This window comes from Aerococcus sanguinicola (assembly GCF_001543145.1).
Taxonomy (GTDB): domain Bacteria; phylum Bacillota; class Bacilli; order Lactobacillales; family Aerococcaceae; genus Aerococcus; species Aerococcus sanguinicola.
This window is the reverse complement of record NZ_CP014160.1, coordinates 1,254,956-1,270,854: the sequence shown is the minus strand read 5'-3', so window position 1 is coordinate 1,270,854 and position 15,899 is coordinate 1,254,956. Positions and strand designations below refer to the sequence as shown.

Below are 15,899 nucleotides of genomic sequence, written 5' to 3'. Positions count from 1 at the left end.
GGTAGAAGTGGACCTCTGGAGTAAAGCAACAGAGAAGACTAGACATCTTCGACGGATCTTTGTAAAGAGGACTATTTCTAACAGCCTGAACCCAAGTAAAAAGTGCGACAAAAGTTCAGTTAGCACTGAACACTTTTTGCCGCACCTTTCTTATTTTTTAATTTGATTTTGGATAATTATAATTAATCTTCAATTGGTCAAGACCTAAAGCATCCTCGCCTGGGACAGGTGACTGCATGGTAAGGATTTTAGGCCCATCTGGTGTAATCGCCAAGGTATGTTCATATTGGGCAGAGAGGCTTCCATCAATGGTTCGAGCCGTCCAACCATTATCATCCATTTTTGACTTCCAGGCACCCACATTGACCATGGGTTCTACGGTGAGGGTCATTCCGTTTTTCAGGCGGAGGCCACGACCAGCTGTCCCATAGTGAGGAACGGCTGGTTCTTCATGCATAGTGGGTTGGATACCATGTCCCACAAATTCACGCACTACGGAGAAGCCTTCTGCTTCAACATATTCTTGAATAGCCGCTCCGATATCACCAATGCGGTTACCAGCTACACACTGCTCGATGCCAAGGTACATGGCCTTCTTGGTCACATCGAGTAAACGTTGGGTTTCAGGATCAATTTCGCCAACCGCAAAGGTGGTACAAGAATCCGTAAAGAAACCATCGATAGATAAAACTGTATCCACTGAACAAATGTCCCCTGCCTTCAACACCCGTTTGCGGTCAGGGAAGCCGTGACAAATTTCATCATTGGTCGACGTACAGGTCGCATAAGGATAGCCTTCAAAACCAACCTCTTCCGGGATGGCCCCTTCTTCGCGAATACGACGTTCCACATACTGGTCAATTTCTCCCGTCGTAATACCAGGCTTCACGACATCTCTTAATTCTTCAAAAATCATGGCAATGATCGACCCAGCACGATCCATTGCTTCAATTTCACGTTCGGATTTCAAAGTAATCATAAAAATTTGACTTCCTTTCTTCATTCTACTACTGTTCCTAGTATACATGAAAATGTTAACTTTGACAGGACCTGGATGCAATATTTTTGGATAGCCTAAATCGCTTTTCCATAGCCCCGTCGTATCGAAAGGCATAAAAAACAATATGGTACTTATGCAAAGCTTTAGAGTCAATGTTTTCGCATAATTAATGGCTTTAAAAAACATAATAATTGACTTTTATACGATATTCACGCAAAATAAAATTGAATGGGATATATAATTCTTAAATAAAATAAGAACAAAAAAAGGCAAAGGGTGATTCATTATGGGTAAAACACAAAAATTTGAGCAAGTGGCCTATTTGTATATTAAGGACCAGATCCTACGCGATAATTGGAAAACTGGCCACCATATCGTTGAAGCTGATATTTCAGATCGTTTGAGTATGAGTCGGAGTCCGATACGGGCTGCTTTGAGCGTACTTGAAGAAGAAGGAATTGTTGAAACACGTCCTTACCGAGGATACTTTGTTAAAGAAGCACCAAATAACGAAAGCATTATTGCCTTAAGGGGGCGTTATGCGCTCATTCTCTGGTTCCGCCTGCTCGACCGCATGGTAAAGAACCAAACAGATGGGGCTGTAATCAAAGAAGAGTGTGACCAGTTACTAAGAGGTTTAAAGCAAGCCTTCAACGACCACAACCGTGAAAATTTCTACAATGGTTTACTAGAAATTCTTAGAACCTTAACCTCACTCGGAGACCACGACTTCTTAGAGGAAGAATGCGTTGAAGCCTGTCGTGCTTTAATTGCTGCAGTCAATGATAGTATGGGCAATGAGGAGAATGATTTCTTCTCCACACAAATTTGGATTTTAATGTATGTCGAGAATATCTCTTACTTAATGACCCACAACCGTTTTGACGATACCCGCGTGATTGCAGAAATGCTTGTCCGCAGTACATTGAACTGGTTACCAGAAGATATCCAAGACGACTTTGAAAGCCACAGCATCTACGCCTTACGTTAATTCAAACTAGCCCTTGCTTGGCCGAATGCTTCACTCTTGTGACCATTCGGCCTCTCTTATTTATACTTCCTTATTGAGTCATTGGAAGTCGCAGCTAGAGAGATAATTTGCTATACTTTTAGAGAGAAAGCTTTAAATTGAGTAATGGAGGAAATGTTATGCCTAAAGCCTTAATAATTTATGCCAGTTTAACTGGTAATACAGAAGAAATTGCCGACGTGATGACTGCCGCCTTTGAAGACCTAGGTGTTGACTGTGAAATGGTCGAATGCACCGATGCTTACGGCGAAGACTTCTTAGACGCAGATATTTGCGTAGTTGCCACCTACACCTACGGCACAGACGGCGACCTGCCCGATGAAATCGTCGACCTCTACGAAGACCTAGAAGAGGTTGACCTAACAGGTAAAGTCTACGCTGCCTTGGGTTCAGGCGACCTTTTCTATGAAAAATTCTGCCAGTCTGTTATTGACTTCGACGAACGTTTGGCAGAAACCGGAGCGACACGCGGAGGCGAATCTGTCAAGGTTGACTTAAATCCAGAAGAAGACGACATCCAAGCTATCGAAAAACTTGCTTCGGAATGCCTTGAATGCTACCAATCCATGAATGCTTAAAAGGAGGTCCTTATGGAGAATTTCAATGAACTACTCGATAAATACGCCCAACTCCTTATCCAAAAAAGTATCCAAGTAGAAAGTCAGGAGAATGTCATGATTTATATTGACATCGACCAAGCTCCCCTGGCCCGTCTACTTGCCAAACATGCCTATGAAGCAGGAGCCAAGCGCGTTTACTTCACCTGGCAAGACGATTCGATAAAAAAGATGGACTACCAATATGTGGCCAGCGAAAATCTAACCACTATCGAAGAGTACACCATCGCTCGCGATAAAGACCTGATTGAAAACAAGAAAATTAGCCGCCTATCCATCATCTCCAGCGATCCTAACTTGCTAGATGGGATTCCTGATGAAAAAGTCCATCGGGTTCAAAAAGCCAATAGCCTGGCCTTCGAAACTCGCCGAGAAGCCACCATGAAAAATGCCATTAAATGGGGCGTTGCTGGAGCTGCTTCCTATGGTTGGGCCCGACACGTCTTCCCCGAATTAGCGGATGACCCCAAAGCTTGCGTGGACGCTCTCTGGCACGAAATCTTTAAAGCTTGCCGGGTCTATGAAGACGACCCCGTAGCCGCTTGGGACCAGCACAAAGATAATCTAGAAAAACGCGCGGCTTATATGAACGACCAACAGTTCGACAGCCTCCACTATCTAGCTCCGGGGACAGACCTCTATCTCGGTTTACCCAAGGACCACATCTGGACCTCTGCAGAAAGCCTTAGTCAAGATGGAAAGCCTTTTATCGCCAATATGCCGACAGAAGAAATCTTTACCGCCCCAGATACGCGTCGGATGTCTGGCTATGTGCGTTCAACCAAGCCCTTGTCCTATGCTAACACTACCATTAAAGGCATTGAAGTCCATTTTGAAGATGGGCAAATTAGCCAAATTACGGCTGAGCAAGGACAAAAGATCCTCGAAGATCTCGTTGAAAATAACGATGGAGCGCGTGGCTTGGGCGAAGTCGCCCTCGTTCCTCACCGGTCCCCAATCTCCTTAAGCAATCTCACCTTCTATAACACCTTATTTGATGAGAATGCTTCCAACCACTTAGCTATCGGTGCCGCCTACCCCACCACGGTTAAAAACACGGAAGGAATGTCGGATGAAGAACTTCAAGCTATTGGCTTAAATGTCTCAAATGTCCATGTCGACTTCATGATAGGCTCCGAAGCTATGGATATTTACGGCATCCGCGCAAACGGCGAAGAAGTTCCTATCTTTAAGCAAGGCGAATGGGCCTTCTCAGTATAATCAAGGCTAGTAAAAAGGATGGACAAAAATGACTAAAAAAGCGAAACGCCAAAAATTATATTATCGCTTAAAGGATTTGGAAAACCTCAGTGAACGCGAGCGGAAACGTTTGGAGAATCTGACCGTCGACGAAGCCCTCGAGCAATTAGACCACGGCTCACCCAAACTCAATTGGATTTATGTCATTCTTGCGGTGACTGCCATCTTCTTTATTGCTTGGCTGGTTATCGAAAACAATCCACGCCAAGAAGAGATTCCCCCTAATACCATTGATGAAATGACCGAGGAAATCTCAAGTATGCATGAAGAAATCTCATCGCTCGAGCAACGAATTTCCGATCTAGAAAGCAAGATGCCTTAAATAAGCTATAAGCTAGCCTATAATGAACATAAGCCAGGAAGAAATATTCTTTCTGGCTTTTTTCTTTTGCCTTGCTTTAAGTTTATAGGTCCCGCTTATGCGGAAAGAAGTGGTCATTGCAAGGCTGGCTACCGAAATTACACCCGCATGTGCGGGAAGAAGTTTATCTATTATAACTTTTGCAAATTATTTCTAGGATCACCCCCGCATGTGCGGGAAGAAGGAGAAGAGTATTCCTTCATTTTCTGCTATCTCAAAAGGATCGTTTGTATTATATTTAGCGATTAAATCTGAAATTAAGCTATCTATCCCCACCTTCATCACCGCCAAGCAGCGATTCCACTATGCCTTCCAAGACTTTTAAGTCGTGATCGCTTATTTCTTTTCCGCCGTATGTCATGCTTGAATTTTTAAGTAACACTTTCAAGTCAACCGAATCGTTATCATCTACTCCCAATAGGGTATTTACAGAAATGCCGAAAAAATCGGCTATTTTCTTCTGCATTTCTTGGTTAGGCTCCGTCCTGCCAACTTCCCAACTCCCGATAGTAGGTTGAGAAACGTGTAGCCTATTCGCCAATTCTTTCTGAGTCAAGCCTCTTGATTTTCTGTAGCTCTTCAAAATCTCAGGAAACATATTTATACCTCCCTTTATTCACTTCTTTTCTTAATTATATATTACAATTTGCAATATTTAGAGGGTAAACGCTAATAGGATCACCCCCCGCATATGCGGGAAGAAGAAGTTCACGTTTTATGAACTTTATGCTTATATAGGATCACCCCCGCATGTGCGGGAAGAAGGTAGTTGCCAATCGAGCAATTAAGGAGGACGAGGGATCACCCCCGCATGTGCGGGAAGAAGAAAATCGCAATATCATAGCTATAGTGGCCGTCAGGATCACCCCCGCATGTGCGGGAAGAAGCAACTGGGGCTAGCCTTCATGCCAAAGTAGTTGGGATCACCCCCGCATGTGCGGGAAGAAGAACTTCTTTAGGTGCATCAGGCCTAATTCTCCGGGATCACCCCCGCATGTGCGGGAAGAAGATTGGCGTACTTATCCACCACGACTGGAGGGCGGGATCACCCCCGCATGTGCGGGAAGAAGTCTACGAGGCGACCGCTTCGCAGATGTTCGGGAGGATCACCCCCGCATGTGCGGGAAGAAGACTGGTCGGGAGCTTTATCACATTTCAATTAGAGGATCACCCCCGCGTATGCGGGAAGAAGCTAACACATATTCATTCAAGTCATCAGGAACTTGGATCACCCCCGCATATGCGGGAAGAAGCAGGACCCGCCCCAGTTGATATTGAGGCCGTAGGGATCACCCCCGCATATGCGGGAAAAAGGTGGTGTCGCCCTGTTTAATGACTGCCCCAGTAGGATCACCCCCGCATATGCGGGAAGAAGATCTGTCCAAAGAAATGAGGGAGCTTATGGATCTAATCACCCCCGCATATGCGGGAAGAAGATAGAAAAAAGGACATCCTCTCTGGCTCGATGAGGATCACCCCCGCATATGCGGGAAGAAGACCAGCAAATCATTAATCACATCCACAAATCGAGGATCACCCCCGCATATGCGGGAAGAAGAGTCATTAAATGAGATGACAAGCTTCCCTGAAGGGATCACCCCCGCATATGCGGGAAGAAGCATGTAAAGCATGTTTGAAGTCGCCCGGTCTAGGGATCACCCCCGCATATGCGGGAAGAAGGGGTATGATCTATTTGCTGATGAAGACTTTGTGGGATCACCCCCGCATATGCGGGAAGAAGTTACTGATAATCAAACGAACTTAGTTAAGCGAAGGATCACCCCCGCATATGCGGGAAGAAGTATGCTTCCAGTTAGTAACAATAGTAGTAAGTAGGATCACCCCCGCATATGCGGGAAGAAGGTGCCTTAAAGATAAACATCGGAAACGAAAAGAGGATCACCCCCGCATATGCGGGAAGAAGTCCCCCTGGCGGAGGTAGCTCCCCGTGTTGTCAGGATCACCCCCGCATATGCGGGAAGAAGTCCCCCTGGCGGAGGTAGCTCCCCGTGTTGTCAGGATCACCCCCGCATATGCGGGAAGAAGTGCACAAGGGGATAGCGCGTCCCTAGGCCGTGAGGATCACCCCCGCATATGCGGGAAGAAGGAACCCCTATCAAGTACCCAGAAAACACGCTGAGGATCACCCCCGCATATGCGGGAAGAAGACTAAAGGATCCCTGTATTACCGGGCTTTCTTTTTTAAGTAAACTGGAAATTTATTCACTTTAGAAATGAGCTCAGCCATTAATCTAACATCCTCCAAGGCTCGGTGGGGGACTTTTTTATTGATCCCGTAACTCGCTAAAACTGTTTGCAATTGAAAATTTTTTAGAAACATCTTCTCCTTTTTGACAATAGTCTTTAAATCAAGAATTGGATTAGATAAATTCTCCTGTCCCATCTTTTTCAATTGCTCATTAATAAAACTAATATCAAAATTGATATTGTAACCGACAATAACCTGACCTTCGATAAATTCGAGAAGCTTTGCAAGTACTTGCGATTCATCTTTACCGTCTTCATCTATGTCTTTCTGGCTAATCCCTGTTAGTTTTTGAATTTGCTCAGGGATTTTCTTATTAGCGATCAGAGAATGAAAGATGTTCTCTTCTGACCCATCTATCTTTAAAGCGCCTATTTCGATCATTTGATCTTTTTTAGGATCTAATCCTGTTGTCTCGATATCGAGAATAATGTAGCTAGGAACATTGATAGAGTTTGGTCGTGAGAATTTCCTTGCTTTGCGAAACTTACTGGCATTACTAAAGCCTCTTTGTTTAATATAAGCTCCCTTGTCCTCGGCCTGAGGGAGCAAGACAAGCGGAATACCTTCTAGTTCGATCATCTGACGCGAGGTATTATAGGATTCAAAACGATAGCCAATTTCATTTTGGGCCGCATAGGAAATCGTTGCTTCTCCATTGCCTACGTTTTCTTTCACTCTTTCCCATAATTTTTCGCGAATCCGTCGATTAAAGTTGCCCACATAGACTCCTGTTGAAATTTCCTGCATCCATTTAGTCAAGTCTCCCTTTAGAGAAGCTGGAGTCTTTGAGAGGGTGATTACGGTGAAAGGCATCAATCTCCCTCCTCATCGTAACTAACCCCATAGCTGACTAATTCTTCTTTATCATCCCAGAGGCCAAAGTTTTCTGCAATAATCTCCTCTTCTTCAGAGATATCTAACAGGACTTGGATATCTTTTACAATGCGCTTCATTAATTTGCCATCAACCAAATTATCTCGGAGTCTTAACCGCGTCAAGCGACCGATATCATCCTCAGCTGTATATTCACTGGCAATCTGGAAAGCCAAGGGAATCGTATATTCTGCTTTGTAAAGGTCAGCAATATCATAAACGAAAGCTTTATCATGCCCAGTATGGACAAAGCCAAGCCCTGGGGATAGTCCTAAAGCCACCGTGATGCTGTGGACCAAACCGTAAAGCGAAACATTAGCCGCTGATAAGGCTTGGTTGACCACATCGCTAGCCAAGAAATCGTCTGGCTTGTACTGGCGCTTGTCCCAAGGAACGTCATACTTATCGGCATAGTAACGATAGGTCCGCCGAACCCTGGCACCTTCACGGCCACGTAATTGTTGCATAGTTAACTTGGATACATCCTCATTATCGAAACGCATTTCATACATCTTACGAGCAACTGCTAGCCGCAAGCGGCGATTGGATACATACTTAGCTTGCCGTTCGAGCAGACGCGTAGAATGGGCAAGAGGCCGTCCCCCTGCATAGAAGCGGACACCCCGTTCACCCACCCAGACCATAGAAGTTCCGGTATCACCTATCAGTTCAACCGCCCGGTGACTCACATCGGTCCCCGGCCCTAGGAGAAGAACGCCAATCATCGCACAGGGTATCCTAACAACGCCCCGCTTATCCCTTACCGTAATGGCACTATCGATGCGGTTAATTTTTGCGTGCTCAATATAAATAAAACTGACGCGGTCCCCAATCCGAGGCAATTCTTGGAGTTCAGTCTTTTTAGCTCCAAATTTTTTATCCATCTTTAATCCCTCAATGGAATAACTGTCATCAGGCCAAAACCGTAAGCTTTTTTCTTGCCGAAGCCCTGTGTTAAGGTCTTAATAAAGCGGTCCTTATCCGCCACCGTCAATACACCCTCATAGGTCACTTGAATGAGGCGCAAGTTCCGCTGTCCAGATTTTTTGACAAGGGCACGTTTACTCTCCACGATTTTAAAATCCTCAGCTTCTAAAATAAAACCATTTTTTTCTGCTCGATCAAGCAAGAATTGGCGTTGGTGCTCTTCTGTCACATGGGGCATCACGCGCCCACGTACACCTTTTTCGCCTGAACTCTTAGAAACTACCGGATTTAAAGTCACACGGAAAGCTAAACGCATGCCGTCTTCAATCTGTCCTAGAAAATTATCATAAGACTTAGTTTCAGCACTACCTGGAAGGCCATAGCGTTCTAATTGTCCCTTGTCTGGCTCCTCTTCACTCACAATCAACAAATAATCTTTACCCTGCAAGCGGTCTAAGCGCCAAAGCTTTCGACTTCTTTCGCCTGAGTTGAACTCTTCGGGAAAGCTCCGCTCTACCCAATTGTGGTAGGCCCCCGCATGGGTCAAATCCTTAATTTTTTGACGGTTGTGACTATCGATCTGTACACGTGAAAGATACATCTTAACCTCCTAACTCGCCAAAAGCATCATGTTCTGTTTCCTGGATCAAGCTGGGAAGCTCGATTTGAAACTTAAGCTCCCGCCGGGTTTGAAAATGGCGATTTTTTTGGTCGAAGGATACCACCAAATCTTTTCGCCATTGTTCTCGTTTAGCGTCCTCTATTAAACCTGCATCGGCATAAGCATCCAAAATCCGGCTGTGCTGCCTTTGGTACCAGGGAGCAGCCTGCCAGTCTAAGCTTTGTAGAGTCTCCACTGCTCCCAGATCCGTTTCCGCAATAATAAAATCTAAGGGAAGAGGTAAAGACCGACGCCCCATATAAGGCTGGAAATAAGGTTGCTTTAAGGCTTGGGCAATCTTTGCCATAAATTCTTCATCCGTATGGGACAAGGCGACTAGGAAAACCGCATCCTCTAGGTAATAGCGATTAGTCACATAAGTTCGATCTGGCTGACCATTTGCCTTGTACTTATGAGCTGTTTGATAATCGTGCCTCAGCCCACCTTCTTGGTCAACACGGACCGCAAAATCGAGTTGATTGAGGGCTTGGATATCTTCGGTTTGGTCACGCCGGTAACCTAGGCTAGCAGCTAATAAACCGACCACCCCTGATTTCGAAGGATACAAATCCGTATGGCGGCTTTCGAAATGAGACTGCGTTCCCCAGGATTGTAAGGGGCCAGCAAACTTCAAAACGATTGATTTCAACTTACTCACCTGCTTGATCTAATTGCTCGGATACTTGCTGATCCACGGCTTCCTGAAGTTGACTTAGAGAATCCACTGTCTGTACACGGTCTAGATCACGCTCATCCCCGTCTAAATTAAGATAGAACGTTGCGATCGCGGGATCTAATAATTTTTCTGCCTTATTTACTTCAGCTAGCAAACGGTCGATGGAAGGTTTCACAAAGCCGTCTTCTGCGCGAACCGGCGACTCGAAAGCCGACACTAGACTCAGTGGTCGGTCGGACCGCAAGGAAACAAGAACAGCTTGAGGAATAGTCTGGTTAGCAAAAGTATTTACTTTACCAGTAGGGAGAGAGTTAAGGAAGGCCTTAAGGAATAAATTTAGGCTTCGTTTAAGGGTTTCTTGGTCACCGTCTAATTGCTGAAGGAATTCATGGACAGCTACATCCGCATAGCGATATAAAGTGGACGAGTTAAACTCGATAGTCCCTAACATACCAGCGCCCGCATTATCTTCTTTGCCAAAATCATCAACGGCAGTATAGAAGTCAAATTCCGTCTGTACCGCATGGGTCGAAATGGCATGAGCAATCTGGGAGGAAGCATCTTCATTAAGGGAAGGATCATCGGCTACCATCCGCCCAAATAGAGCAATATCAATGGCTGGATTATCTTTTAAGATAGCCTTCAATTGTTTTTTGTCTGTGACTCCATCAAGTGCAGCTTGGGCTAATTTTTCTGCTTGGAGATCGCCAAGGAAGAAGAGGGCCTTAGCGCGTTGGTCTTTAGTTTTTACGCCAGCTGCATTAATGGTTTTATCCGCTAGTTCCATCGCCTCTTCTAAAGCCATGTCTGCTGATAATTTTTGAATCTTATGAGCAAGATAACGCACAATTTCTAAACTTCTCACCCCAACATTATCGAGGGCGCCAAATTCTTTAAAGTAGTCCCGCATAGCTTTCTTCCAAGCTTGTGAACTCACCCGAGCCCGTTGTACCCCACCATATCTTGCGGTCTTCGGACTCCCCGTATCATCCCGGTTGATATTGGATGGAGGTAGGGTTTGGATGGCATGGATATCTAAAAACAAACGTGGTTTAGTCATTGTCAGTCTCCTTTTCTTTGTCCGCTTCTTTACTTTGATAGCTATAGTAGGCTTTAGACCAGCTTAAGCGCAGGCCTTCGATATAAGGCCGATCATGTTTAAAATCATAGCGGTCTGCTTTGATGTTATAAATATCTCGGCTTAGGCCGCCAAAATTAACTGGCACTTCTGCTTTCGTCTTGGACTTGAGCAGTTGCAGCATTTGACGTAAGTGGTATTTAAATTCCTCATAAGTTGTCGCTGTTATCATGGCGTTAAAACGCCGGTCAGTAGCCACCTTATTTTCTTCATTTCGTCTGAGATAAGCTAGCGAATGGCCGAAATTCTTACGTCGATCAACTTCCTCCGTCCAAACTGCCTGGTCCTTCCCTTGTTGGTAGAGGGCGTAGAGCTGGAGGGTAAGTAGGATAGCTTCTTCCTGGTCGGTTAAAGTTGCGCTCTGCCCCAGATAATCATCCGGTAGATTTTCAAAAAGGAAAGGCCAGATTTCAACGCTTTGACTCAACTCCCTCCCGATTGAGTGCCTTAGGTTAGCCAATCTTGCCTTGGTTGCTGGCTTATCTAGACTATGACTGAGCTGGTGTAAGAGGTACTCAGTCACTTGCGACAGCCCTATTCTTTCTGCCATGTCATACCTCCTTCAATGCTTTCCACAAGATTCGAGAAAATTTATTGTGGACAGTTGCAATATTCATTACTTCTTTATCTTGAATGATTCCTGTATAGTCGCGTGGCCCGGCCTTGTCTATAATTTGATTGACTTGCTGGTTAATCAAATCATAGAGGCAATCCTCCCAAACTTTGATTTTTTCATTCATAGATTCATACATCTCTAAGGAAAGTAGCCAGTCTCTGAAGGGCCGATCGATTCGAAAGTAGACTTCTTCGATATTTTGGTTAATGAAGCCATAATACTTAGGATCGTCACGCTTAATATTTCGAATTTGATTAATATCTTTAAGAAAATATTGGAAGTGAATTTCAATCATCTTCTTCGTCTTATCCACAGTGTCATTGATCCGTGGCATCCATTGGCTCTCATCGACATCGATCAGGGCAAAGGAGCGGATATCCAAACGGTCACAAATTTCATTCACCGGGACCCAGGAAGTAGCATTGCCGTCATCCTCCATACTTACTGCGCGCAAGCTAATAACTTTTTCGCCAATGATTTCGTCTTGTTTATTTAACCACTGGATAATTCCAGGTTGCCGCTGCTTCTCGTCTTCAGCATCCGAATCTGGTAGAGCCAGTAAACCGAAGGACCGCCAGATAGCCTGTCCCGGCCGATGCTTGCGCGGGGTAAAGTATCCCTTGTTCTCCCCTGAATCGTTGTGACGCCAAAGAGTCATTGGCTCGAGGAATTGATTCGTGTGTCTAAGATCTGGCAGTTTCACCACCTGACATTCGAAAGGCTGGCTGAGGTCCGTTTCTGGGTCGATATAGATAGCCCGAGACCACAGGGTGTAAAGTTCAGCTAGGTTGTCTGGATCGAGGCGAGTAAAATAGCCTTCAACGTTTTCAGCAGGAGATAACTCCCAAGCTGGTCTTTGTTTTTTACCCAAAAATTCATCATATGGATGCACAGCCAGGCAGTTTAAGAGTAGAGTTTCTAATAAATTATCTCCCTCTAGATAAATACCGCCAATATCGAAGAGCCAACCCTTGGAAGCCTTGTATTTCTCTTGCCCAAAGATTACCTTGTCGGAAAGGCCGATATAGCCCTGCAAAGTAATCAACCACCGAGCAACTTCACTTTCACTGAGGATCTCTTTATTCTTTTTAGCCGCATACTTGGGTGAGAAAAGAGCTACCTTATTCCCACTTTCTGAAATCAAGCGGTTAATATTTTTCCCCGACAGACTAGAAGCCTTCTTCTTACTAATCTTATCTTCAGAAATCTCCTCCGCAGTCACTTGCATAAAAGGATAGCGGTCATCAAAAAGGTAGAAGCGGTCATGCCAGTGGTCTAGATAGTTAAATAGACTCTTCGGAAGAAACTGTTCCTCCCAAAGTTCTTCCCAATCATCTTCTAAATTATCTATCAGAACTTCCCAATCATCTTCAATATTCCAATTATCCTGATAGTGAGGTCTGAGTTCGCCTTCAAGATCAAAACGATCAAAGGTCGTCTGTAAGATGGCCAAAAGAATTCTCAAAACCGCAAAGTTTTGTGTTTCTGTCTCTCCAGCTAGGCGTTGGTAGAGATGGGCATTCTGAAAGATTTCTTTTAATGACACTTCTTGGTTCTGGTCATCTAGATCTAAGACTTTGATCCAAGGCTCATCAATCAAATTAAAGTGCCCCATGCTATTCCTCCTTCTCTCTCATTAAACCAATTTTTTGACTGTATGTTAAGCGGTAACCATCCAAAATAAAGCTATTGTCATCGTCCAATAAAATACCTAATTGGCCTTTTAACCAAGCTGAATCTTGCCAGTCTTTAAAATGTTGGAGTGTATAATCTTCCAAGAATCGAATAGTATTGTCGATATTATAAGACCTACTCAAGACGCCTGGCAGCTTGATGGTCTCTTGGGCCAGCCTTTTTGCTAAGTCAGAATCACTAATCTCTTCTGAGATATCACGACTTTCACCCAAAAAACTATAACCTTCTCCTAACTCTTTTAGCAGGATAATTTCGATACTCTCATCACTGTCGCGGACCTGAGCATAGCCCCCCGCTTCCGTCTGGTTTGGACTGGCGTTATTCAACCAACCGACCAAAGATTCTTCTTTTCTTCTCTTAGCACGTTTTTTTGATCTATCTTTGAGAAGATAGTGTTTTGCCTTTTTTTCTTTTTTCTTTTTATGTTTTACTTCATCCTGCTCAGCCTCTTCAAGAATCGGTCTTAACTCATCCGCTAAGTCAAGGGGCGCATCACCGTAAACCTTCTGCACCAAGGGCGAGATGTCCCCAGGTATATTTAAAACTTCCGGTAGAAAAGCTTGGGTCCGAATCAATAGATTTTTCCCATAGATACTTTCGGATCCCTCATCGAATTCCAAAGTATCTGACAAACCCATAACATAGAAACGCGCTTCTTGGTGTTGGGCAGGACGTTGGATGGCATGACGGTGGAGCCGTCCCATCCGTTGAATAAGCAGATCCATCGGGGCCAGATCACTGACCATCACATCGAAATCAATATCTAGAGATTGTTCAATCACCTGGGTGCCTATAATGATCTTCTTGGCGGGTCGGTCTGCCCCCTTACCAATTTCTTTAAGGAGTTGGCGCTCTTTTTGTTTGCGTTCGGTCGCAATGAAAGAAGCGTGCAAAACATCGACTAGATCATCCCCGTAGCGTGCTGCGCACTTCTGAGCCAGGTCTTGGGCCTTTTTCACCGTATTGACTACAACGCCCACCACCCCTTCACCACTGAGCCAGTCATCTAATTGATCAAATAATTGGTCTTCTTCAAGCGGCTTGATTTCAACGGGATGGTTTTCCTGCGGCGCAAAATTGGCGAATTGCTTAATCCTTTTCCCATCTGAATAAGTCACTAGGGGATAAGCATCTTCTAGTAGGCCGTCTTCTGGCCATATAATCTTCTCACTGGCATCTCCTCTCTCTTGGAGATAGGATTTGACCATCTCGTTACGGCTAGCAGCAGGCAGGGTTGCGGATAGGATAATAACCGGAACGCCGTACGCCCCCATTAGGGTCAGCGCTTGATTGAGGTAGACATTCATATAGGCATCGCAGGCATGTACTTCATCAATCACGACAACCTTTTTACTAAAGCCGAGGTGGCGCAAGGCCAGATGCTTTTGTTTCAGAGCATTCAAGAGAAATTGGTCCACTGTTCCCACTACGAAATCATCAAGGTTGGATGTTTTCCGTCCCTTAAACCACTGATTGACTGTCACCGTTCCTAAACCGCTTTCACCATCAATATTAATATTAGACGCTAAAGAGGCATAATCTGGATTAAGCGCCGCCTTGCCATGGACGAGTTGGAGCGAACTATCTTCCATATAATCATCGCTCACCCGAGATAGCCAGTGCGATATCCGGGGGAAAATACCATCTGAAGTAGCTTGGGTAGGTAGCCCAAAGAAGATCCCACTCCGCCCTTGACGGTTGGCCAAGACTTCTGCCCCAATAAGAGCTGCTTCTGTTTTTCCTAAACCCATGGGGGCTTCTAAAATAAAGATGCCCGGGTCTTCCACAGCCATCAACAATTCCGTAAATTTTCGCTGAAAATCTCTCGGCACAAAACTGTGCTCACTATCCGGATCACCAAAACGGTCATCGTAGATTCCATCAATGGAGGAAATTTCCTGAAAATGTATAGGCCTTGTTTTAAACCATCGGCCAAAGCCAGAACGAATCCTTTTCTCTTGGTCGATAGTCACTGGATCATTGAAGTCGATTAAGGGGAAATAATGCTCATTACTGGCGATCCAATCAGCCATGATTAACAACCCCGAATAAATCACTTGCCCATTTTTACTAATTTTAGGTAGTGCCTCCACGCTATCAAATCCTGAAAAAGCTAAGGCCCAGTCTACAAACTTCTCTTGCTCAGACTGCCAAAGTTTAGAAACGGGATGGTTGGGATTAGGCATCTGATAATAATTTTCAGCATATCCCGATTGACGTTTTAATGTTGTCTTCTCCGAAACAGGTTTGCCATGGTGGCCGCCAATAATTGAGGCAATCCCACGATTAACACCTAAACGTTCTAGGATAACTTGACCGACCGTTGCATGAGGCGTCCGTCCAACATCTCTAAAGAGTTTATCGCCTAAGCCCTCAAAGCCTTCAAATTCTAACTGTTCGATCAATTGCCGGTCTAAATCAGGCGAATTACTGAAGCCTTTTTTGGCCTGGAAGCAGCTTGAAATCTTCCCAAGATCATGACATGCACCCAAAAAGGCCGCCATTTGCTTAGCGACTTTCTCCTCCTGAATGCTCAATGAATCCGTTAAGAGCTGACGCTGACCATCACTCAGCCAATGCTCCCAAAGCAAACCCGACACTTGAGCCGTATCCAGAGCGTGCTGGCTGAGCGGTAGCCATAGATAGCGTCCATTCTCTTCTTTCTTCTTGGCCCAAAAAACTGGGTTGACTGTTGTTTGAATCCTTACCCTCTCCTCTCTTAAAAATCAAGCTAACCCCTGCTAACGCAGGAAGAAAAGATATTACCTAATCCATT

The 15,899-nt window shown here is 44.8% G+C and carries 14 protein-coding genes and 1 CRISPR repeat array; of the genes, 4 read left to right on the top strand and 10 right to left on the bottom strand.

Translation table 11 applies throughout. The features are described from left to right. Positions 1 to 157: 157 nt before the first annotated feature. Positions 158 to 979, bottom strand: a complete 822-nt coding sequence (map, locus tag AWM72_RS05645) for a type I methionyl aminopeptidase (RefSeq protein WP_067974590.1) — start codon at positions 977 to 979, stop codon at positions 158 to 160. Positions 980 to 1,286: 307 nt separating this feature from the next. On the opposite strand from map, the gene AWM72_RS05640 reads away from it, so the two are divergent. The 4 genes from AWM72_RS05640 (at position 1,287) to AWM72_RS05625 (ending at position 4,229) form a co-directional block, all read left to right on the top strand. After that, complete coding sequence (locus AWM72_RS05640) at positions 1,287 to 1,991, top strand: winged helix-turn-helix domain-containing protein (RefSeq protein WP_067974587.1); 705 nt, start codon at positions 1,287 to 1,289, stop codon at positions 1,989 to 1,991. Between the two features lie 158 nt (positions 1,992 to 2,149). Further along, entirely contained in the window at positions 2,150 to 2,608 is a 459-nt protein-coding gene (locus AWM72_RS05635) for a flavodoxin (protein ID WP_067974583.1), read from the top strand. Between the two features lie 12 nt (positions 2,609 to 2,620). Next, the gene (locus AWM72_RS05630) at positions 2,621 to 3,868 is read left to right on the top strand and encodes an aminopeptidase (protein WP_067974580.1); all 1,248 of its coding nucleotides are present in this window, start codon (positions 2,621 to 2,623) and stop codon (positions 3,866 to 3,868) included. A 28-nt stretch (positions 3,869 to 3,896) separates the two neighbouring features. Continuing rightward, positions 3,897 to 4,229, top strand: a complete 333-nt coding sequence (locus AWM72_RS05625; protein WP_067974576.1) for a hypothetical protein — start codon at positions 3,897 to 3,899, stop codon at positions 4,227 to 4,229. Positions 4,230 to 4,530: 301 nt separating this feature from the next. Here AWM72_RS05625 and AWM72_RS05620 read toward each other — a convergent pair whose 3' ends face one another. From AWM72_RS05620 to AWM72_RS05580, 9 genes are all read right to left on the bottom strand, one after another. Beyond that, a complete protein-coding gene (locus AWM72_RS05620) occupies positions 4,531 to 4,866 on the bottom strand; it encodes a helix-turn-helix transcriptional regulator (RefSeq protein ID WP_067974572.1) in 336 nt (111 codons plus the stop codon). A 139-nt stretch (positions 4,867 to 5,005) separates the two neighbouring features. Next, a CRISPR array of direct repeats spans positions 5,006 to 6,436; the repeat unit is 28 nt; unit sequence GGATCACCCCCGCATGTGCGGGAAGAAG. A 17-nt stretch (positions 6,437 to 6,453) separates the two neighbouring features. Next, entirely contained in the window at positions 6,454 to 7,350 is an 897-nt protein-coding gene (gene cas2e, locus AWM72_RS05615) for a type I-E CRISPR-associated endoribonuclease Cas2e (RefSeq protein WP_067974566.1), read from the bottom strand. Then, positions 7,350 to 8,294 (bottom strand): type I-E CRISPR-associated endonuclease Cas1e, encoded by a 945-nt coding sequence (cas1e, locus tag AWM72_RS05610; RefSeq protein WP_067974563.1) that lies wholly within the window; start codon positions 8,292 to 8,294, stop codon positions 7,350 to 7,352. Before cas1e ends, cas2e begins: the two co-directional genes overlap by 1 nt. Positions 8,295 to 8,296: 2 nt before the next feature. Then, the gene (gene cas6e, locus AWM72_RS05605; RefSeq protein ID WP_067974558.1) at positions 8,297 to 8,938 is read right to left on the bottom strand and encodes a type I-E CRISPR-associated protein Cas6/Cse3/CasE; all 642 of its coding nucleotides are present in this window, start codon (positions 8,936 to 8,938) and stop codon (positions 8,297 to 8,299) included. A 1-nt stretch (position 8,939) separates the two neighbouring features. Then, positions 8,940 to 9,647 (bottom strand): type I-E CRISPR-associated protein Cas5/CasD, encoded by a 708-nt coding sequence (cas5e, locus tag AWM72_RS05600; RefSeq protein ID WP_070486455.1) that lies wholly within the window; start codon positions 9,645 to 9,647, stop codon positions 8,940 to 8,942. Position 9,648: 1 nt separating this feature from the next. Beyond that, complete coding sequence (cas7e, locus tag AWM72_RS05595; RefSeq protein ID WP_067974552.1) at positions 9,649 to 10,734, bottom strand: type I-E CRISPR-associated protein Cas7/Cse4/CasC; 1,086 nt, start codon at positions 10,732 to 10,734, stop codon at positions 9,649 to 9,651. Continuing rightward, positions 10,727 to 11,362 (bottom strand): type I-E CRISPR-associated protein Cse2/CasB, encoded by a 636-nt coding sequence (gene casB, locus AWM72_RS05590; protein WP_067974550.1) that lies wholly within the window; start codon positions 11,360 to 11,362, stop codon positions 10,727 to 10,729. Before casB ends, cas7e begins: the two co-directional genes overlap by 8 nt. Before the next feature lies 1 nt (position 11,363). After that, positions 11,364 to 13,043, bottom strand: coding sequence for a type I-E CRISPR-associated protein Cse1/CasA (locus AWM72_RS05585; RefSeq protein WP_067974549.1), 1,680 nt, complete (start codon positions 13,041 to 13,043; stop codon positions 11,364 to 11,366). Position 13,044: 1 nt separating this feature from the next. Further along, a complete protein-coding gene (locus AWM72_RS05580; RefSeq protein ID WP_067974540.1) occupies positions 13,045 to 15,825 on the bottom strand; it encodes a CRISPR-associated helicase/endonuclease Cas3 in 2,781 nt (926 codons plus the stop codon). Positions 15,826 to 15,899: the final 74 nt, after the last annotated feature.

Excerpts from the sequence above, each read along its gene's own strand:
- map (WP_067974590.1), bottom strand. The coding sequence starts at position 979 with ATGATTACTTTGAAATCCGAACGTGAAATTGAAGCAATGGATCGTGCT.
- AWM72_RS05640 (WP_067974587.1), top strand. The coding sequence starts at position 1,287 with ATGGGTAAAACACAAAAATTTGAGCAAGTGGCCTATTTGTATATTAAG.
- AWM72_RS05635 (WP_067974583.1), top strand. The coding sequence starts at position 2,150 with ATGCCTAAAGCCTTAATAATTTATGCCAGTTTAACTGGTAATACAGAA.
- AWM72_RS05630 (WP_067974580.1), top strand. The coding sequence starts at position 2,621 with ATGGAGAATTTCAATGAACTACTCGATAAATACGCCCAACTCCTTATC.
- AWM72_RS05625 (WP_067974576.1), top strand. The coding sequence starts at position 3,897 with ATGACTAAAAAAGCGAAACGCCAAAAATTATATTATCGCTTAAAGGAT.
- AWM72_RS05620 (WP_067974572.1), bottom strand. The coding sequence starts at position 4,866 with ATGTTTCCTGAGATTTTGAAGAGCTACAGAAAATCAAGAGGCTTGACT.
- cas2e (WP_067974566.1), bottom strand. The coding sequence starts at position 7,350 with ATGCCTTTCACCGTAATCACCCTCTCAAAGACTCCAGCTTCTCTAAAG.
- cas1e (WP_067974563.1), bottom strand. The coding sequence starts at position 8,294 with ATGGATAAAAAATTTGGAGCTAAAAAGACTGAACTCCAAGAATTGCCT.
- cas6e (WP_067974558.1), bottom strand. The coding sequence starts at position 8,938 with ATGTATCTTTCACGTGTACAGATCGATAGTCACAACCGTCAAAAAATT.
- cas7e (WP_067974552.1), bottom strand. The coding sequence starts at position 10,734 with ATGACTAAACCACGTTTGTTTTTAGATATCCATGCCATCCAAACCCTA.
- casB (WP_067974550.1), bottom strand. The coding sequence starts at position 11,362 with ATGGCAGAAAGAATAGGGCTGTCGCAAGTGACTGAGTACCTCTTACAC.
- AWM72_RS05585 (WP_067974549.1), bottom strand. The coding sequence starts at position 13,043 with ATGGGGCACTTTAATTTGATTGATGAGCCTTGGATCAAAGTCTTAGAT.